This is a genomic window from Sorangium sp. So ce124, assembly GCF_051525235.1.
Lineage (GTDB): Bacteria > Myxococcota_A > Polyangia > Polyangiales > Polyangiaceae > Sorangium > Sorangium atrum.
In genome coordinates this window covers 7262693-7280715 of the sequence record NZ_CP150312.1, presented here as the reverse complement: position 1 = coordinate 7280715, position 18023 = coordinate 7262693, and the positions used below count along the sequence as shown (strand labels likewise).

Genomic DNA, 18023 nt, shown 5'->3' with positions numbered 1-18023 from the left:
TGCCCTGTTATCGGTCGTCGTGGTCCAGCGCGGGGACCTGAAGCAGGTGTCGCTCGCCGACCTTCCAGGGGACTCGATGCCTGAAGCGATCAGCAGAGGCTCCCGGCGCTCCGCAAAGGGTGTGGGGCGCGCGGGGCGAAGGGGGCTCGGTCGCCCCGCGCTCTGGCTCCTCGTGACGCTGGCCGCCTGGGCGCAGGCGGGCGCGGCCCACGCCGAGCCGACCGCCGCAGAGCGCGCGCAGACCGAGCCGACCGCCGCAGAGCGCGCGCAGGCCGAGGGGTCGCCCGCGAAAGGGGCCGGCGCGGCCCGCCCTGTCGAGCCGGGGAAGCACGAGGTCATCGCGGCCGCGCCCGGGCGGTACGCCCGCGCGCGGGAGGTCGAGGCGACGCGGCCCGGAGAGGGCGTCGAGGTCCCCGGGAGGGCGCTCGCGCCCAGCGCAGCAGCGCAGGATCCCGCGCCTTCCGCCGGCGACATCGAGCCGCGCAGGCCGACGCCCTACGGCGTAAGGCCGGATCCGATCCACCGGAGCCTGATGTGGGTGACGGGCGGGCTCACGCTGGCGGGCATCGCGCTCGGAAGCACCTTCGGTGGCCTGGCGATCGCCACGTGGGACAAGGTCGATGAGGAGGCGAAGACGGCGTGCGCGAATCCGAGGCGCTATCGGGACTGCGCGCAGCCGGTGCCCGATCTGGCCAGCAAGGCGATGTCGTATGCGACCGTGTCCGATTTCTCCTTCATCGCCGCGAGCGTGGCGCTCGCCGGCACGGCCGTCCTCTGGCTGACGCTGCCCTCGGACGGGCCGCGCGCGGCCGCCAGCGTCCAGCTCGCTCCGGGCGTCGTCGGTGGCTCCGTCGTCGGGGTGTTCTGATGACGATGAGGCTCGAACGGCGCGCCCGGCTGTGGCTGGCGAGCTCTCTCCTGGCGGCGAGCAGCGCGGGATGCGCGGAGATCGTCGGCATTCAGCTCATCGACGAGCAGGGCGTCGGGGGCGGCTCGTTCAGCGAGCCCGGCTATACGTGCCAGTGGGCGATGTCCTTCGGTGACGCCGAGACCACGCTCGGCGGGATCGCGGCCGACGAGGACGGCACCCTGTGGCTGGCGGGCGGCTTCAAGGGGGATCTCACCGTCGCCGGCGGCGCGCCGCTCACGGCGGGAGGCGCCGGCAAGGACGTCTTCGTGGCGCACCTCGCGAGGGACGGGAACCACATGTGGAGCGGGCGCTTCGGGAACGCGGAGAACGACACCGCGACCCACGTCCATCAGGCGACCGCGATCACGCTGGGCGGCGGCAGCGTCTACGTGGCGGGCGGCTTCACGGGCAGCCTGTCGTTCGGCGCGGACTGCGGGCTGCCCGAGGGCGCCGGCGACGGCGACGCGTTCGTGGCGCGGCTCGACACGAGCGATCCCGACGGGGTCGCTGTGTGCGTGACGCACGGGTCCAGCGATCTTGACGAGGCGAGGGCGGTCGCGGCGGAGGGCGACCGCGTCTTCGTCCTGACGTCGCTCCATGGCGGGTCGGACATCGGGTTCTCCAGCTACGATGGACAGACCCTCTTGAACCCGTGCAGCGGCGTCTTTACGGGCCGTGAGGGAGCGCGTTACTGGCCTCGCGACCTCCGTGTGGCCTCCGGCGACGCCTTCGTGGCCTCCGATTTCGAGGGACGGGTGAACGTGGGCTTCCCTGGCTTCGAGAGCGCGCTGCCGCCCGGCGGCGCGGCCTCGGACGGGATCGACGCTTTCCTGGCGTCGTTTCCGGCGTCGTGGATCTGCGATGGATGGAGCGCCGACGGAGCGGACGTCTGGTATCGACACTACTCCGCCCTCCGCGGCGATCAGCGCACCAGCGCCGTGGCGTTGCACGAGGCCGGCGTCGTCCTGACCGGCTCGTTCGAGGGGCAGATCGATCTCACCGGAGCGATCGCCTCCACCGGAGAGGACGGCTTCGCCGCGCACCTCGACCGGAACGGCGTCGCCACGTGGGCCAAGCAGCTCGGGGGCAGCGGGGCTCAATCGGCGCAGGTCGTCGGGGTCGACGAGCTCGGAAAGCTCGTCGTGGCCGGGCAGTTCGAGCAGCAGATGAAGATCGATGACGTCGAGATCGGCGGGGAGGCCGGCGAGGGAGACGCCTTCCTCGCGCGGCTCCGGGCCACGGACGGCGAGGTCGAGTGGCTGGGCGCGCTCGGCGGCCCTGCGCTCCAGCGGATCCTGGCGCTCGCCGTCTCCGGAACGGACGTGTTCCTCGCGGGCACGTCCGGCGCCGACTTCGCGCTCCTGAACTGCCCTGTCGAGGCCGCGGACGGTCAGCTGTTCGTCGCCAAGCTGTCGGTCTCCTCGCGCTGACGGCCGTGCGGCGGGCGCGGGCGGCTGCGCTCGATGCCGTCGCCGCCGCGCGAGAGCAGCGCCCGCGCGCAGGGCGCGATGACCTGAGCGAGCGCACGCTCCCGGACCGCGCGCCGGTGCTGCGGGGAGAGCACGCCGAAGCCGAGCAGCGGGCCGCTGTGGCTCGCCTCGCTCGGGGCGGGGAGCTCCGAGGAAGCCGTGGCGAGCTCGTCGACGACGGCGCTCGCCAGGGAGGGATCGCGGTCGAGGGCCCAGGCCGCGAACCGGAAGGCGAGCTCGGCGTGCCGCGTCTCGTCCTCGGCGATCTTCTCGAGCGCGCGCCGGACCGCGGGATCGGTCGCGTGGAGGGCGGCCTCTGCCGCCTCGATCGCGGCGATGGTCTCGCCGATGCACCCCTCGCGGAGGGTCGTCACGAGGATCTCGCGGGCGCCTTCGCCGCCGAGGGCGCCGTCGATGGCGAGGGGCCCCGGGCCGACGCCGCGGCCGGCGAACGCGCTGGCCAGCTCGAAGCACGCGCGCGCGTGGTCGGCCTCGTCGCCCATGGCCGCCTGCGCGGCGCCGACGAGCTCCGGCGGAGCGCCGAGCGACAGGAGCTGCAGCGCGAAGCGCGCGAACGCGGCGATGGACGCGTGCTCGAGGAGGGCGGCGCGGGTCCAGTGCTCGGCGAGGGCCGCCCGTTGCTCGGAGGACAGCTCCTCCAGGCGAGGCGGCGCGTCCGGAGCTGTGGTCCGCCAGTCGTCGCGCGCGGCGGGCCGTGCGGTGCGCACGACGCCTTCCACGAGGAACGGCCTGCCGATCACGCAGTTCTGCTCCGTGCAGGCGTGCCGCAGGGCCTCTAGGGAGCATTGCGTGTCCCCTGAGCAGTCCTGGTCGCTGGCGCACTCGTCGGCGGGCGTCTGGCACGCGAAGGCGGTCCCGCCGCATCCGGGGTGCAGGACGTAGCTGGAGCAGAGCAACAGTCCACAGTCCTGGTCGCTGGTGCACCGCGAGGGCACGCACCGCCCGACCGGATCGCCGCACAGGCAGATCTGCGCCTCGCCGCAGTCGGCGTCGGTCGTGCATCCGTACTGGCAGAAGCACCCTGGCGCCACCTCGCCTCCGGTCATGACGTCGCAGTACCCGTGTGGCTGCTCGGTGCAGTCGGCGTCGGATTTGCAGTTCCCCGTCGCGCCGCTCGGGTCCGCGCAGGCCTTGGCGCGCGGGAGCGGGCTCGGACAGGTGACGACCTCCGCGCGGTGGATCCAGCCGCCGGCGCAGCGCACGTACCCGGTGTTCTGGTCCGCGACGACGATGGGCTCCGGATCGTCGCAAGCGAACGGAAACCCCTCCGGTGGCAGGCCTCCTGTGCTGCTGGAGGTGCCTTCACCCGAGCTGCTGGCGGTGTCTTCGCCTGTGGCGCTGGAGGTGCCTTCACCTGAGCTGCTGGAGGTGCCTCCGCCCGAGCCTTCACCGGGCGTGACGGTTCCACCGCAGCTCAGCGCAGGCGCGATCGCCAGCACCGACAGCAGCCTCGCACCCCAAGAGTCCATCGAGACGAGCAATCGCATGGTATGTCCCTCTTTCGAGGATCTTACCCGGGTTCGGCGCCGCGGTGGCGGGCGCCATGCGCGCCGTTGCCGCGTCCGGCGCGCCGTGCGAGCGTCGCGCGATGCGGGTGTTGATCGCGGGCGGCGGCATCGGCGGGCTGACGGCGGCCCTGAGCCTGCACGCGGCCGGCATCGATGCGTGCGTCGTGGAGGCCGCGCGAGAGATCAGGCCGCTCGGTGTCGGCATCAACCTCCTCCCTCACGCCGTGCGAGAGCTGACGGAGCTTGGCCTCGCTGATGCGCTGCTGGCGACAGGGATCCCGACCGCCGAGGTCGTGCACCACGATCGGTTCGGGGGCCGGATCTGGGGCCAGCCGCGGGGGATCTCCGCCGGGTATCGCTGGCCACAGGTGTCGATCCACCGCGGTGAGCTCCAGTTGATGCTGCTCGCGGCGGTGCAGCGGCGCCTGGGGGCCTCCAGCGTGCGCGTCGGGTCGGCGGTGGAGGGGTTCGAGCAGACGCCATCCGAGGTGCAGGTCACGGTGCGGGATCGGCGGACCGGTGAGCGCGACGTTGTCCCTGCGGACGTGCTCGTCGGGGCCGACGGCATCCACTCCGTGGTTCGCGCGCAGCTCCACCCGGCGGAGGGGCCGCCCCGGTGGAACGGGATTCACATGTGGCGTGGCGTGACCGAGGGCGAGCCCTTCCTCTCGGGGCGCACCATGATCATGGCCGGCAGCAACGTGGCCGCCAAGTTCGTCGCTTACCCGATCTCCCGCCGCGCGGAGCTCCGCGGGCGGGCCGCGATCAACTGGGTGGCGGAGGTGCGGCTGCACGAGGGGGCGGCGGTCGCGCCGGGGAGCTGGGACCGGCAAGGACGCGTGGAGGACGTGCTGCCCCACTTCGCGGCGTGGCGCTTCTCCTGGCTCGACATTCCGGCGCTCATCGCCGCGGCGCCCGTCATCTTCGAGTATCCCATGATCGATCGCGATCCGCTGCCGTCGTGGGGCGCTGGCCGGGTCACCCTGCTCGGCGACGCGGCACACCCCATGTACCCTGTCGGTTCCAACGGCGCCTCCCAGGCGATCCTCGACGCTCGCGTGCTGGCCTGGCACCTCGCCCAGACGAGCGCCCCCGAAGAGGCGCTCGCCGCCTATGAAGCCGCGCGCCGTCCGCCGACGAGCTCCCTCGTCCTCGCGAACCGTGCGATGGGCGCCGACCGGGTCCTCTCGATGGTGGAGCAGCGAGCGCCGGCGGGCTTCGCCCGGATCGAGGACGTGCTGAGCGGTGAAGAGCTGGAGGAGATGGGCCGCAGCTACACGAAGATGATTGGAACCGACGTCGAGGAGCTCAACGCCCGGCCGTCGTGGAGCGCGCGCTCTCTCGAAGCAGGCGATGGAATCCATCCATCCTCTCGGTGATCGGCGCGACGAACGGCGGGCTTCGCTGCCGCCATCGGGGAACGGCGCATCCGGTCCGCGACACTCGCCGCCTTCATCCCGGGTCGAGCAGAGCTCCCGAGTCGAGCAGCTTTTCGACGTCGCCAGGGATTCGACGAATCACCATGGACGGATCTCGGCTCGTCCGGGGGCCTCACCCACAGTGCCCGCGCTCGAAGCCAACGTGGGAGGAGCGTCCGCAATACCGGCTCTTCCCCACCTACGTCCCAGTCGAGGTCACGGCAAAGCGGCTTGATTCGCGTTTCGATATGGAATACTAATTTTTATGTATGCTGCCTCGTAAGAATCTATTTTCTTTCACCTCGAAAGACCCTTCGGCGTTCGCGATCCACCTCGCCGCTGCGGCGAGGGAGCACTCCGTCTATTTCGACGAGGGACTCGGCGTGCCAGTCGTACTCCGCGGCGCCGACGTGACCGCGGTGCTGCGCGACAGCGAGACATTCAGCACCCGGGCCTACGACAACGGGATCATGAAAGGGACGCTCGTGACGCTCGGCGGTGAGTCGCACACGCGCATGCGGCGGCTCTTCAACGCGATCCTCTCCCCACGCGTGATCTCCCGCTACGAGGAGGCGATCGTGACCCCGGTGGCGCGCAGGGTCGTGGAGCGGCTCGCGCGGAAGGAGCAGGCGGATCTCTTTGATGATTTTGCGATGTCGATGCCCATGGGCGTGACGAGCGCCCTCTTCGGGCTCCCGGAGGAGCGGATCGCCGAGAACGACGTGCTGATCCGCAAGATGATCCGCAGCGTCGTGATGCCGCAGGATCCCGTCGTCATGGCCGAGGGGCGGAGCGCTCACGCCGCGATGGAGGCGCAGCTCCGGGAGATCGCTGAGCGCGAGGTGGCGCACCCGAGCGATACGCTGCTCGGCGAGATCGCGCGGGCGATCGTCGCGGAGGGGCTGGGCGGTGTGGAGGCGTGCGAGGGGGTCGTGCTCACGTTGATCCTCGCCAGCTACGAGACGACCAGCTGGATGCTGGCCAACCTGCTCGTGGCGCTGCTCGCCCACCCCGACGCGATGAACCAGCTGCGTCAGCAACCTTCGCTCCTGCCGCAGGCCATCGAGGAGTCGACCCGCTGGTGCAGCAGCGTGGCGGGCATCGTGCGGTTCGTCGAGCGTGAGGCGACGATCGGCGGCGAAACGCTGGCTGCGGGGACGATCCTCTACCTGTCGCTGATGGCTCGCCATTACGACGAGGAGATCTACCCCCGCCCGGAGATCTTCGACATCCATCGACGACCCGTGGGAATGCTGAACTTCGGCGGCGGTCTGCACTACTGTGTCGGGGCGCCGCTCGCGCGGATGGAGGCGAGGATCGGCGTGTCGCTCCTGCTCGAGCGGTTTCCGGCGCTCCGGGCCGATCCGACCCTGCGGCCGACGTTCTCGACGGCGCCGCGCGGCGCGGCCGCGTTCGGACCCGACCAGATTCCGGCGTTGCTCGTGTAGTTTTCGCGACCCCGCGCGGCGCGGCGCGCGACCCGACCTCGCGACCCGAGCCAGCCACAGCGGTGCGGATGCGATCAACCCGGGTCGCGTGTCTGACCTGTTCCGACGGTGAGCCCCGCGAAGGCCGCCGCGAAGCGGCGCCGGAGATCTGTGTCCACGACCAGCTTGTCGCGCAGCGTTCGGGACAGCTCAACATGGTAGAACGGCGCGCCCATCTGGCGCGACCAGCGTGCTTGCACGTTCGTGGCACCGCCCAGCCTGTCGATCTCCGTGGGGTAGGCGAGGACCTTTCCCTCGTTGACGATCGCCCGTAGAGGCGTGAGCAGCCGCTCCAGCGCGGCGCCATGCCCCACCGCGCTGGCGATGACGGCGGCGTTCGGAGCCGAGCGGTCTTGAAAGCCGTGCAGCTGCACCGTGGGCGTGCCGGGGAAGGTCTGGAGCAGCGCCCTGTGCACCGAAAGGAAGAACGAGCGCTCGGCGTGGGCGACGTCTGCGAAGGCGAGCGACGCAATCAGCCGCTCTCGGGAAGCACGGTCCTCTCCACGAGCGCTGCCGCCAATGCCCTGGGAGCCGTCCTGCGTGGGTTTGCCGTCACCGCCGTCCTTGCCACCTGCGCCTTCCAAGCTCTCGTCATCCTCCGCGGTGTGACCCGGGCTGCGCCCGCCCCCGACAGCGGTACCCAGGTCTGCGCGCCCGCCGTCTGCGCCCTCATCGTCCACGCTGGCGTTGCGTGGGTTGGGACGCCCGCCGTACCGGTGCGACGTATTCACGATCAGCGCGCGCGCCCGTTGCGCCTCGAAGATGGCCAGCGCGACGGGCAGCGTCCCCCGATCGAAGAACGTGTGCGGCGCCTCGACGATCAGCGGCAGGGCCGGTCCTACGCGCAGCACGACGGCGGCTGCCCCGCGGCGGCGCGTGCCGTCCTCGGAGAGCACCCAGAGGTCGCGCCCGGGGACGGCCCGCAGCGCGAACCCCGGTGGAGCAGCCGGAGGCGGCCGCCTGTTCTGCGCGGCGAGCCCTACCGCCGCGATCCACGCGGCGTATGTCACCTCCTCCGCGCCGTCCGGCGGCTCCGCGACGAGGTTGCGCCCGCCCTTGCGCAGCGGGGCGATCTCCTCGTCCAGGGCCTCCTGCTCGCCGCTGTTGTCCAGGACCGCGGTCACGGGGTCCTCGGCAGCTGCTCCCGGGCTCGGCGCCGCGCCCGGCGCGCTCCCGATGCTCCGACACACCCCCTGCGAGCAGCCGGCGATCGCGAACAGCACCACATAGCCTGCGCTCCTCATGGTCATCCTCGTCGTCGGAGCCTCGATGCCCTCCGTATTTTTCTCATGCTACGGCCTTGGAAGCCAGGATGACGCTCTGCGATAGCGCGCCCTGCATCAGCTCCTCTTCCTCATGCTCATGCTTCCGGAGCGGGGGTGGTTTGCGCTAGTAGCACGGCATGCCTCGTTCCTTCGAGCCCGTGGAGGCTCCGCCGCTCCCCGAGCAGGCCGGTCGTACGTTTCCGCGCATGGTCGAGCTGATGCAGCGGCTCCTCGCGCCCGACGGATGTCCTTGGGATCGCGAGCAGAGCTTCGCGACGCTCCGGCGCTACGTGCTCGAGGAGGCGTGCGAGGTCATCGACGCCATCGACGGCGGCGACCGCAAGGAGCTGTGCGCCGAGCTCGGCGATCTCTTGCTCCAGGTCGTCTTCCAGGCCGAGCTCGCCCGGGCCGAGGGGGCGTTCGGGCCGGACGACGTGATCGCAGCGATCTGCGAGAAGCTCGTGCGGCGCCACCCGCACGTGTTCGCGGACGAGAGCGCCGAGAACGCCGACGAGGTGCTCCAGAACTGGGAGCGCATCAAGGCGGCCGAGCGGGCGAGCCAGGGCAAGGACCGCGGCGTGCTCGGCGGCGTTCCCCGCAGCCTGCCGGCGCTGACCCGGGCGCAGCGGGTAGGCGAGAAGGTCGCGCGCGTGGGCTTCGATTGGCCGGACGCGCGGGGTTCGCGCGCGAAGGTGGACGAGGAGATCGGAGAGCTCGATCGGGCCCTCGATAGCGGCGATCCCGCCGCGATCGAGGAGGAGCTCGGCGACGTGCTCTTCGCGCTCGGAAACCTGGCGCGCCACGCCGGCGTCGACGCGGAGGGGGCGCTGCGCCGGACGATCGACAAGTTCACCCGGCGCTTCGAGCATGTCGAGCGGCGGGTCGTCGAGCGGCACGGGGGCTGGCCCGTCAAGGCGTCGCGCGACACCCTCACGCTGGAGGAGCTCGACGGCTACTGGGACGAGGCCAAGCGCGGCGAGCGGCGGACCTGACCGCGGCGCGAAGCAGGGACCCCCGGATCGGACGCCCTCAGCAAGCGGCCAACCCCGGGCGAGCGGCGCGCTCCGACGGCGTCGAGCTCGGCGTGACGATTCCTCCGCTGGCTGGCCTTCGGAGCGTCAAGTAGCCGCCATCGCATCAAAAGGCGACCTGCCCATGACGAAAGTCACGGCAGATGTCGCTGTTTCCTGCGTCAATCTGTCGTTTTGTGGCGCTGCCCTCCGAAAGGGTCGTCGGCGCTCCCGTCCCATCAGGCGCGTACTCGAGGTTTTTGCGCCTTTCACGAGGCGGCCCCCGGCTTGCTACACGCCCGGGCAGCCATGGCAAACCGCCCCTCCGCCGGGTCGCTCCACGTCGCCGTCGTCGCGGACAATCCCGAGACGATCGACGCGCTTCATGCCTACTTCAGCCAGGCCGGGATTGCGTCGAACGGCACGAGGACATTGAACGACGCGGACAGGATGGTGCCCGCGACCACCGCTCTGGTCCTGTTTCCCGACGACTTCGATCCCGGCGACATCGTGACGTTCATCACGTCGCTGCGGAGCGCGCGACCGAAGCTCCTCGTCCTCCTCGTGACGGGCACACCACAGTCCTTTCGCTCCGCGCTGGGGCCGGACGGCCACTCCTTGCCACCCATGGTGCTGCCGAAGCCGGCGTTTGGCTGGAACATCCTCGACGCTCTTCGCGCCCACGCTCATCCGAGGTCCACATGACCGCTTCAACGACTCGCCGGCATTCATCTCCTCCTGGCGCAGCGCGACGCGCCATCGGACGTCGCGGGAGGACAGCAAGGTGACGGGATCCCTGCTTCTCAGCGTGCCCGTGCTCCTCGTCGGGGCGGCGCTCTCGCTGGTCCTGCGCTCGAACGGCGCGCGAAGCGCTGCGGCGATCGCCTCGCAAGCGATCGCCGCAGCGCTCGTGCTCGCGAGGGTCGCCCCCGTCCTTCGAGGCGGAGAGGCTCTGGAGATCGTGTGGCCCTGGCCGACGCCCATCGACAGCATGGCGTTTCGCGTCGACGCGCTCGGAGCGTTCTTCCTCGCGTGGTCCCTCCCGATGACGCTGCTCGGCACGATCTACGCCGTCGGATACCTCCGCCCCTACTTCGATCGAGGGAGGAACGGCGGCTCGCACTTCGCTCTCTTGAACACGGTCGCCCTGTCCTTCGTGCTGATCTACTCGGTGCAGAACGCCCTCGTGTTCTTGCTGGGATGGGAGATCGCCGCCCTCGCAGCGTGGCTGCTCGTCATCTGGGACTACCGCAACCAGAAGATCCGCTTTGCCGGCTTCAACTATCTCATTTCAACCCATGTCGGGCTCTTCGTCCTCGTCGCTGCGTTCATGCTGCTCCACAGCAAGACCGACTCCATGGACTTCGCCGTGTTCGGCAAATTCCTGTCGAGCCAGGGGCCGGCGCGGGGGACGCTCTTCCTGCTCCTCGGGGCGTCGTTCGCGCTGAAATCCGCGTTTTTCCCGTTTCATACGTGGCTTCCCCGAGCCCACTCCGCGGCGCCGGCGCACATCTCGGCGCTCATGTCCGGCGTGATTCACAAGGCCGGTCTCTTTGCCTTTCTCCGCTTCACGCTGCTCATGGGACGACCCGACGAGTGGATGGGATGGAGCGTGCTCGGCTTCGGCGCGCTCTCCGCGTTCTTCGGCGTCCTCTCCACGTCCGCCGAACGCGATCTGAAGCGCCTGCTCGGGTACTCGTCGACAGAGAACGTCGGCATCGCAGCGATGGGCTTCGGGGTGGGATACCTGGGATGGGCCTGGGGAGTCCCTGCGCTGACCGTGTGCGGCTTCGGCGGCGGCCTCCTGCACGTCCTGAATCACGCGCTGTTCAAGTGCCTTCTGTTCTACGCCGCCGGAGCGATCTACCGCGCTGCGCACACCGTCGATCTCGAGCGGCTCGGCGGGCTCGCGAGGCGTCTCCCGCGGACATCCATCCTCTTCCTCATCGGATCCCTGGCCATCTCCGCGCTCCCGCCGCTCAACGGCTTCGTCAGCGAGTTCCTGATCTACGCCGGGCTCCTCGCAGGGCGCGCGCCTTCCAGTCAAGGCAGCGTGGTGACCATCGCAGCGGCGGCAGCCCTGGCGTTCGTCGGCGCGGTGAGCGCGCTGTCGATGACGAGGGCCTTCGGGCTCACATTCCTCGGCATGCCTCGGGAGCCAGGGCTCCACGTCGGCGAGGACGCGCCGGGTTCGATGCTCTGGCCCATGGTGATCCACGCCGCGCTCGTGGTCGCCATCGGCGTGGCTCCAGACCTGGGCCTCGCAGCGATAGGCGCCGCGCTGAGGCTTTTTCCCATCGAGTCCAGCGCGAGCACGCTGCCGGCCCTGCTCGCTCCGCTCGCATGGGCGAGCCGCGCGCTCGCCGGCGCTTTGCTCGTCGCCGGCGTGATCGGCTGGCGTCGAGGGCTAGCGGCGCGGCGAAGCGTCACGTGGGGGTGTGGAACCACCGCCACCTCCTCTCGCATGCAGTACACGGGGAGCTCGTTCTCCGAGCAGTTCACGCGGGTCTTCGCATCCTTCTTGCCGTCGCTTCGAAGGGAGCGGCTGCCCGAGGGGCCGTTCCCGCAGCAGCCCGGCCATCTGTCGACACACCATGTCGACGCCGTCGAGCGACGCATGTTCGAGGTGCTCGGGCACGGAGAGAACTTCATCGCTCAAGCCTTTGACCGCATCCCGGAGCAGCCGCGCTTCGCGTTCGCCGCAGGGCTCGTGGCGCTCGTCCTCATCGGAGCGATGGTCGTCGGAGGGGTCGGCCGATGATGCTCACCCGCCTCGCGAACGTCGCCGTGCTCGTCGTCATGCCGTTCGTCCTCACCGGCGTGATCAACCGCGTGAAGTCGCTCTGGTCCGGGCGCAAGGGACCGCCGGTCCTTCAGCTCGCCCATGACGTGAGGCGACTCTTTCGGAAATCGTCTGTCTACAGCACGACGACGACACCGCTGTTCCGGGTCGCGCCGTACGTGTTCCTCGCAACCGCGGTGGGCTCCGCCCTCATCACGCCTCTCCTCGGTTCGACGCCCCTCGCGTCGTTTCAGCTCGATTTCGTGTGGTTCGCGTACGTGTGGGGGCTGGGCCGCGTCGCCATCATGCTCGCCGCGCTCGATACGGGGAGCTCCTTCGAGGGGATGGGCGCAGCGCGGGAGGCCGTCTTCTCGTCGCTCCTCGAGCCGGCGCTGTTCCTCGTCACCGGCGCGCTGAGCTTCGCCGGGGGCCGACGCACCCTGCACGAGGCGCTGGCGCCGCACCTCCACGCCGGCGCGCCCGCGCTCGTCTGGGGCGCCGCGGTCGTGGCGATGCTCATCGTGCTTCAGGTCGAGGCGGCGCGCATGCCCGTCGACGACCCGACGACCCACCTCGAGCTCACGATGGTGCATGAGGTCATGATCCTCGACCACAGCGGCCCGGATCTCGCGTGCATCCACCTCGGCTCCGCGATCAAGCTCTTCGTCGGCGCGTCCATCGTCGCGACGCTCCTCAATCCGTGGGCCGGCTCCGGCGGCGCGGCCTGCGCCGCCGCGAACCTCGCCTTGACCCTCGCGGCCGGCGTCGTGATCGGCACGATCGAATCCCTGGTAGCCCGGCTGAAGCTACGCTCGGTTCCTCAGTACATCGTCATCGCGCTCGCCGCTGGCTCGGTCGCGCTCCTCGCGACCGTGTGGCGGGCGGGGGGCCCCGAATGAGCCCTCTCTTGAATACGCTGCTCGGCGTGCTGCTCATCCCCCTGTTCGTCGCGACGTGGCGGACGAGCCTGCTCGGCCTGTCCTGCCAAGGGTTCTTGATGGCCTGGGTGGCGTACCGACTGAATCCGGAGCTCGACGCCGTGAGTGACTGGGTCACCCTGGGCGATCTGGTCCTCCTGCGCGGGCTCGCCGCGCCGATCGCGCTCTACCGCGTGCTTCGGTCCCAGAACGCGCCCAGGCGCAACGACGTCATCTCGCCGAACCTCCTCTCCTGGACGATCGCCCTCGGCATCGTCCTCCTCGCCTTCAACTTCTCCGAGTCGCTCGTCCCCGAGCACGGAGAGCAGCGAACGCTCGTCGCGGTGGCTGCAGCGGGGGTGCTGCTCGGCTTCCTCGTGCTGTCGACGCAATCCGGTCCGTTCAGCCAGATGGTGGGTGTTCTTCGCGTCGAGAACGCGATCGCTCTGTTCGAGCTCGGCGGCGCGCATGAGCACGACGTGCTCGCCGTTCAGCTCGGTCAGGTCGCCGTCGTCGCGGTGACGATCGCGCTCCATCGCTGGTATCTCAAGATGCTCGGCGCGAGCACCGTCGCGCTGCCCGAGGGCGCCGTGGAGGGGCCCACGTTATGAGCATCGCCCTCGTCCTATTTCCAGCGCTGGCATCCGTGGCGCTCATCGCGCGCGCCGCCCGCGAACGAGCCACGCTGGTCCTTGTCGGCGCCTCTGCGATAACGACGGCCCTCGCGATCATGGGCGCCGCGATGCCCCCCGACGTCGCGGGCTCTCTCGGCGGATTCTTTCGCGTGGACGCGACTTCACGGCTCTTCATGACCGTCGTGGACTCGATCTTCCTCGGCATCTCCTTGTACGTGATGCATCGGGTGTACACGACCCCGGCGCTCCGCCAGGACATCGCGCGGTTCGTGTGGCTGGCTCTGTTGTTCCTGGCTGCAGCCAACACGGTGCTGATCGCGAATCACCTGGTGTTGCTCTGGATCGCGCTCGAGGCGACCACCCTCGCGGCCGCGCCCCTCATCGCGCGGCCCGGCGTACCGGCGTCTCATCGAGCGTCATGGCGCTATTTGCTCTTCTCGTCCGTCGGGCTCGGCGTGCTCCTCGTCGGCTTCATCTGCCTGGGGCGCGGGCTCGAAGCCGGCGGCCAGGCTCCGACGTTCTTCCTCGATCGCCTCCTCGAGCCTTCCGCGATCCCTGTGAACCACTGGACGAAGCTCGGGGCCGCGCTGGCGCTCCTCGGGCTGGGCACCAAGCTGGGCCTCGCGCCGATGTACAGCTGGCTCCCGGAGGCCTACGACGAGGCCCCGCCGGCCGTCGCGGCGCTCCTCGGCGCCGTCCAGTTCAACTGCGTTCTCGTCGCGCTCTTCCGCGTCGTTCAGGTGGTCCGACCGACCCACGCGGCGCTCTTGGAAGGCGAGCTCCTCACGATGGGCATCGTCTCGGTGGTCGTGTCGACGGTCGGCATCATAGCGACCCGCAACCTGAAGCGCCTCATCGCTTATGCGTCGATCAACCATGCCGGCGTGATCGCGATCGGCCTCGGCGTCGGCAAGTCGGCGTCCTACGGACTCCTGCTCTACGTCCTGAGCAACGCCTTCATCAAGGCGATCCTCTTCCTCACGGCGGGCACGATCAAGGCTCATTATCGTACCAAGGACACACGCGCGATATCGGGCCTCATCGAGGACCTCCCGTACAGCGGCGGGTTCTTGATGGTCGGCACCTTCGCTCTGCTCGGCTTTCCGCCGTTCGGCAGCTTTCTGGGAGAGCTCCTGATCCTGTCTGCCCTCGTCGGCTCAGGGCAGATGCTCGTCTTCGCCGCCTTCTGCGTGCTGATCACGATGACGTTCGTGGCGACGGGACGAGCGGTATTTCCGATGATCTGGGGTGAACCCACGAGGCAGCGCAGCTGGCCTCGGCAGACGCTGCCGGTCGCTCTGCCGAAGCTCGGGTTCCTCGTCGCGCTGGTCGTGCTGGGCGTCTACATCCCGCCGCCCATCAACTCGCTGCTCGCCCAGGTGGCTGGTTGCTTGGAGGGGCCGTGAAGGCATCGATGACCGCCCACCAGGTCGCCGTCGGCGCGATCCCGAGGCTCGAGCCGGGACCGTGGCGCGACGAGCTCTTGAAGCAGCTCCGCGCGGACATGCGTGTGGTCACGCTGTATGGCACGCGCGACGTCGACCGCGTGGCGATCACGGCGGTCCTTCAGGCGTCGGACCGTTCCCTGCGCGTCTCCAGGACCGAGGTGGCCGCGGAGCGCGGGTACCACGAGATGACGACAGAGCATGCCGCGCTTCACTGCTTCGAACGCGAGCTCCACGAGCAGACCGGCGTGCGAATCGCCGGACATCCGTGGCTCAAGCCGATCCGCTACGAGGGGCAGGAACAATCGGCGATGCGCTTGCACCCATTCTACAAGATTGAAGGGAAGGAGGTGCACGAGGTCGCTGTCGGCCCCATCCATGCCGGGGTGATCGAGCCCGGCTCCTTTCGTTTCATGTGCCTCGGGGAGCAGGTGCATCACTTGGAGATCCATCTCGGTTATCAGCACCGTGGCGTCGAACGTCGGCTCCTCGAGCGTGATCCGCGGAGCCTGACCCCGCTCATCGAGACCATCGCGGGAGACACCAGCGTCGCTCACGCATGGGCGTACTGTTCCGTCCTCGAGAGCCTCGCGGGATGCCAGCTGGACGGCGAAATCGAGCTCGCCAGGGCGGTCGCTCTCGAGCTCGAGCGGGTCGCGATGCACCTCTCGGGGCTCGCCGGGATGGCGGCGGATGTCGGATTTCTGCAGGGAGCGACGACCTACGGCCGGCTCCGAACCACGGCGATCAACACGATCATGCGGCTGTGTGGCAGCCGCTTCGGCAAAGGAGCGCTACGTCCCGGTGGAGTCCGGATGCGGCTGCCGCCGGAGACGCTGCGTGACATTCGCGCGAACCTCGAGCTGCTTGAAGCAGATCTGCCGATCATCAACGATTGCTTTCTCATGGCACGAACGGTTCAGCACCGGCTGCGTTCCACGGGAACGCTGACGACCGCGCAAGCGCGGGAGCTCGGGCTCGTCGGACTGGCCGCGCGCGCCTCGGGGATCGGGCTCGACGCGCGCCACCTCATGGAGCACGGGGCGTACAGCGTGGTGCCCATCCAGCCCGCCGTCTTGCCGGACGGCGACTGCTGGGCACGCGCACGTATCCGCATCGCGGAGATCGAAGCGTCCCTGTCGTGGATATCGACCGTTATCGCGCTCTACCCGAACTGGGAGCATCCGCCGCTGTCGATCGGCGAGCTCGCGCCGAACCAGCTCGCCATTTCGCTCGTGGAGGGCTTTCGGGGAGAGGTCGTCCACTGCATCGAGACCGGCGAGCGCGGCGAGGTGGTCCATTACAAAGTCCAGGACCCGTCGCTCCGCAACTGGATGGGGCTCGCCCTCGCGGTGCGCGGCAACGAGATCTCGGACTTCCCGATCTGCAACAAGAGCTTCGACCTCTCCTACTGCGGGAACGATCTATGAGCATGTTCTTGTCGCTCCGTGTACGTGCCTCCCAGGGCACGCAAGCCATCGCGGATCTCCGCAAGGCAGCGCCAACCGGGTTTCGCGGTCGCCCGACGATCCGCCGCGACCCCTGCGCGGCCGCTTGCAGCGCGTGCCGCGACGCGTGTCCGACCCAGGCCATCCGGCTGGCTCCGGTGGCGCTCGATCTGGGCCGCTGCGTCTTCTGCAACGCTTGCGCGGAGGTCTGTCCCGAGACGAAGATCGAGTTCAGGCCGGAGCCCAGGATGGGCGGGAACGAGCCCTTTGACCTCACGGTTCGAGAGGGCGACGAGGAGATCGTGCGGGTCCGCGCTTCCGCGGCGTTCTCGAAGTTGTTCGGGCGGTCTCTGAAGATGCGCCAGGTCTCGGCCGGCGGCTGCAACGCCTGTGAGCTCGAGCTGAACGCCGTCACCAACGTCAACTTCGATGTGCAGCGGTTCGGGATCGAGTGGGTGGCTTCTCCGCGGCACGCGGATGCGCTCGTCCTGACAGGTCCGCTCACGCGCAACATGAAGGAGGCGGTTCGACTGGCCTGGGATGCGATGCCCGAGCCGCGGTTCGTCGTTGCCGTGGGGGCCTGCGCCATCTCCGGGGGGCTCTACGACGGCGCCGGGGGCGTCGACCGCGGCTTCCTGGAGAGCGTCGGCCCTTCACTCTACGTCCCTGGATGTCCCCCGCACCCGCTCACCTTCGTGAACGCGATACTCGATCTGCTCGGGATCGCGTGATGTGCGACGGCGCATCACGCGTCATCGTGGTGATCAGAGCTCATCCGGCACTAGACCCGGACCGGTAGCCACAAGGCGCGCCTTTCGCTAGGCTCACTCGCGTGCCGCGATCAGCACGAAGCGCTCGCGTACGCGCGCCTCGTTCGACTCGTGACGAACGTGGATCTCATAGCGGCCCGGCTGGGCGACGGCCACGCTGAGCGGCGCGTCGCCGCGACGGTAGCGCGTCAGCCAGTGCGAGCAGCGCTGCTGCTGGCAGTGCTGCTCCAGCGCTCCACCGTCGCCGTCAGGTAGCCGCACGCGCACGTGCTCGGGCACCTCGAGGTGAACCACCGCCGGCTCGTCCGCGTGGCGGTCGGTCCACAGATCGAGGTGCATCCACGCGTCCCCTTTCTCGGGCAAGGCGATGGCACGCTCCTCCAGGCGCTCGATCGCCGGAGATCTCGCGCCCCTGTCGCCCGCCACGACGACGGCGATCGCCAACGCCGCGAGCGCTGGGGCTGCAAGCAAGGCCCTCCACCCCCAAGGGCAGCTCGCCCGCTGCGACCGCGCGCCGCCTGTCGCCGCCGGGCGCTCCGACCGCTCGGGGAGCTTGCTCAGCGCGCGCTCGACGAGCGCATCGGATGGGCTCATCGAGCGCAGCGCCCGCACGCTCGCCTCGAGATCCTGCGGAATCGAAGGCAGATCGTGGTCGCGCCCGCTCACGTCGAACCCTCACGCGCCGCGACGACGCGTGGCGCCGCCAGACGCTCGTAGGGATCGCGCAGCCGCGCGCGCCCGCGGGCATGGCGGCTCTTCACCGTCCTCCTGGGGATCCCGAGGAGCTCGGCCACGTTGTTATAACCCACTTCCTCGATGTCGCAGAGCACCACCACGGTGCGAAACTCCTCCGGCACCTCCTGGAGACATCGATGCAGGAATGAACGAGGGTGGGTCTGCGGATCCAGCTCGATGAACGAACCGGAGAGCGCCATGTC

Annotated in this window: 16 protein-coding genes; 12 read left to right on the top strand and 4 right to left on the bottom strand. The window is 69.7% G+C overall.

Features of this window, described 5'->3' with window-relative positions; all coding sequences use genetic code 11:
- The first annotated feature begins 76 nt into the window (after positions 1–76).
- Both WMF19_RS27280 and WMF19_RS27275 read left to right on the top strand, forming a co-directional pair.
- Positions 77–868 carry a hypothetical protein gene (locus WMF19_RS27280; protein ID WP_437893037.1) on the top strand — a complete coding sequence of 264 codons (792 nt, stop codon included), beginning with the start codon at positions 77–79 and terminating at the stop codon, positions 866–868.
- On the top strand, positions 868–2340 hold the full coding sequence (locus tag WMF19_RS27275; protein ID WP_437893036.1) for a hypothetical protein: 1473 nt from the start codon (positions 868–870) through the stop codon (positions 2338–2340). The genes WMF19_RS27280 and WMF19_RS27275 overlap by 1 nt, the downstream gene beginning before the upstream one ends.
- Here WMF19_RS27275 and WMF19_RS27270 read toward each other — a convergent pair.
- Complete coding sequence (locus WMF19_RS27270; protein ID WP_437893035.1) at positions 2301–3887, bottom strand: ferritin-like domain-containing protein; 1587 nt, start codon at positions 3885–3887, stop codon at positions 2301–2303. The two genes, WMF19_RS27275 and WMF19_RS27270, sit on opposite strands and share 40 nt — an antisense overlap.
- A 101-nt stretch (positions 3888–3988) precedes the next feature.
- Here WMF19_RS27270 and WMF19_RS27265 point away from each other — a divergent pair, with 101 nt between their 5' ends.
- Together WMF19_RS27265 and WMF19_RS27260 are read left to right on the top strand one after the other, a co-directional pair.
- A complete protein-coding gene (locus tag WMF19_RS27265; protein ID WP_437901682.1) occupies positions 3989–5287 on the top strand; it encodes a flavin-dependent oxidoreductase in 1299 nt (432 codons plus the stop codon).
- Positions 5288–5595: 308 nt separating this feature from the next.
- Positions 5596–6774 carry a cytochrome P450 gene (locus tag WMF19_RS27260; protein WP_437893034.1) on the top strand — a complete coding sequence of 393 codons (1179 nt, stop codon included), beginning with the start codon at positions 5596–5598 and terminating at the stop codon, positions 6772–6774.
- Between the two features lie 74 nt (positions 6775–6848).
- Here the strand turns inward: WMF19_RS27260 and WMF19_RS27255 are convergent, their stop codons facing one another.
- Positions 6849–8057, bottom strand: coding sequence for a hypothetical protein (locus WMF19_RS27255; RefSeq protein ID WP_437893033.1), 1209 nt, complete (start codon positions 8055–8057; stop codon positions 6849–6851).
- 158 nt (positions 8058–8215) lie between these two features.
- Here WMF19_RS27255 and mazG point away from each other — a divergent pair, with 158 nt between their 5' ends.
- From mazG to WMF19_RS27215, 8 genes are all read left to right on the top strand, one after another.
- Positions 8216–9070 (top strand): nucleoside triphosphate pyrophosphohydrolase, encoded by an 855-nt coding sequence (mazG, locus tag WMF19_RS27250; protein WP_272093701.1) that lies wholly within the window; start codon positions 8216–8218, stop codon positions 9068–9070.
- A gap of 327 nt (positions 9071–9397) precedes the next feature.
- Entirely contained in the window at positions 9398–9793 is a 396-nt protein-coding gene (locus WMF19_RS27245; RefSeq protein WP_437893032.1) for a hypothetical protein, read from the top strand.
- Between the two features lie 79 nt (positions 9794–9872).
- Entirely contained in the window at positions 9873–11849 is a 1977-nt protein-coding gene (locus WMF19_RS27240; protein ID WP_437893031.1) for a proton-conducting transporter transmembrane domain-containing protein, read from the top strand.
- Positions 11846–12769: a respiratory chain complex I subunit 1 family protein gene (locus WMF19_RS27235; RefSeq protein WP_437893030.1), complete on the top strand. Its 924-nt coding sequence runs from the start codon at positions 11846–11848 to the stop codon at positions 12767–12769. The genes WMF19_RS27240 and WMF19_RS27235 overlap by 4 nt, the downstream gene beginning before the upstream one ends.
- 8 nt (positions 12770–12777) lie before the next feature.
- On the top strand, positions 12778–13398 hold the full coding sequence (locus tag WMF19_RS27230) for a hypothetical protein (RefSeq protein ID WP_437893029.1): 621 nt from the start codon (positions 12778–12780) through the stop codon (positions 13396–13398).
- On the top strand, positions 13395–14828 hold the full coding sequence (locus tag WMF19_RS27225; RefSeq protein WP_437893028.1) for a proton-conducting transporter transmembrane domain-containing protein: 1434 nt from the start codon (positions 13395–13397) through the stop codon (positions 14826–14828). Before WMF19_RS27230 ends, WMF19_RS27225 begins: the two co-directional genes overlap by 4 nt.
- Entirely contained in the window at positions 14825–16297 is a 1473-nt protein-coding gene (locus WMF19_RS27220; RefSeq protein ID WP_437893027.1) for a hydrogenase, read from the top strand. Before WMF19_RS27225 ends, WMF19_RS27220 begins: the two co-directional genes overlap by 4 nt.
- A 2-nt stretch (positions 16298–16299) precedes the next feature.
- A complete protein-coding gene (locus WMF19_RS27215) occupies positions 16300–17046 on the top strand; it encodes a 4Fe-4S binding protein (protein ID WP_437893026.1) in 747 nt (248 codons plus the stop codon).
- Between the two features lie 93 nt (positions 17047–17139).
- Here the strand turns inward: WMF19_RS27215 and WMF19_RS27210 are convergent, their stop codons facing one another.
- Complete coding sequence (locus WMF19_RS27210; protein WP_437893025.1) at positions 17140–17751, bottom strand: hypothetical protein; 612 nt, start codon at positions 17749–17751, stop codon at positions 17140–17142.
- Complete coding sequence (locus tag WMF19_RS27205; protein WP_437893024.1) at positions 17748–18020, bottom strand: sigma factor-like helix-turn-helix DNA-binding protein; 273 nt, start codon at positions 18018–18020, stop codon at positions 17748–17750. Before WMF19_RS27205 ends, WMF19_RS27210 begins: the two co-directional genes overlap by 4 nt.
- Positions 18021–18023 lie beyond the last annotated feature (3 nt).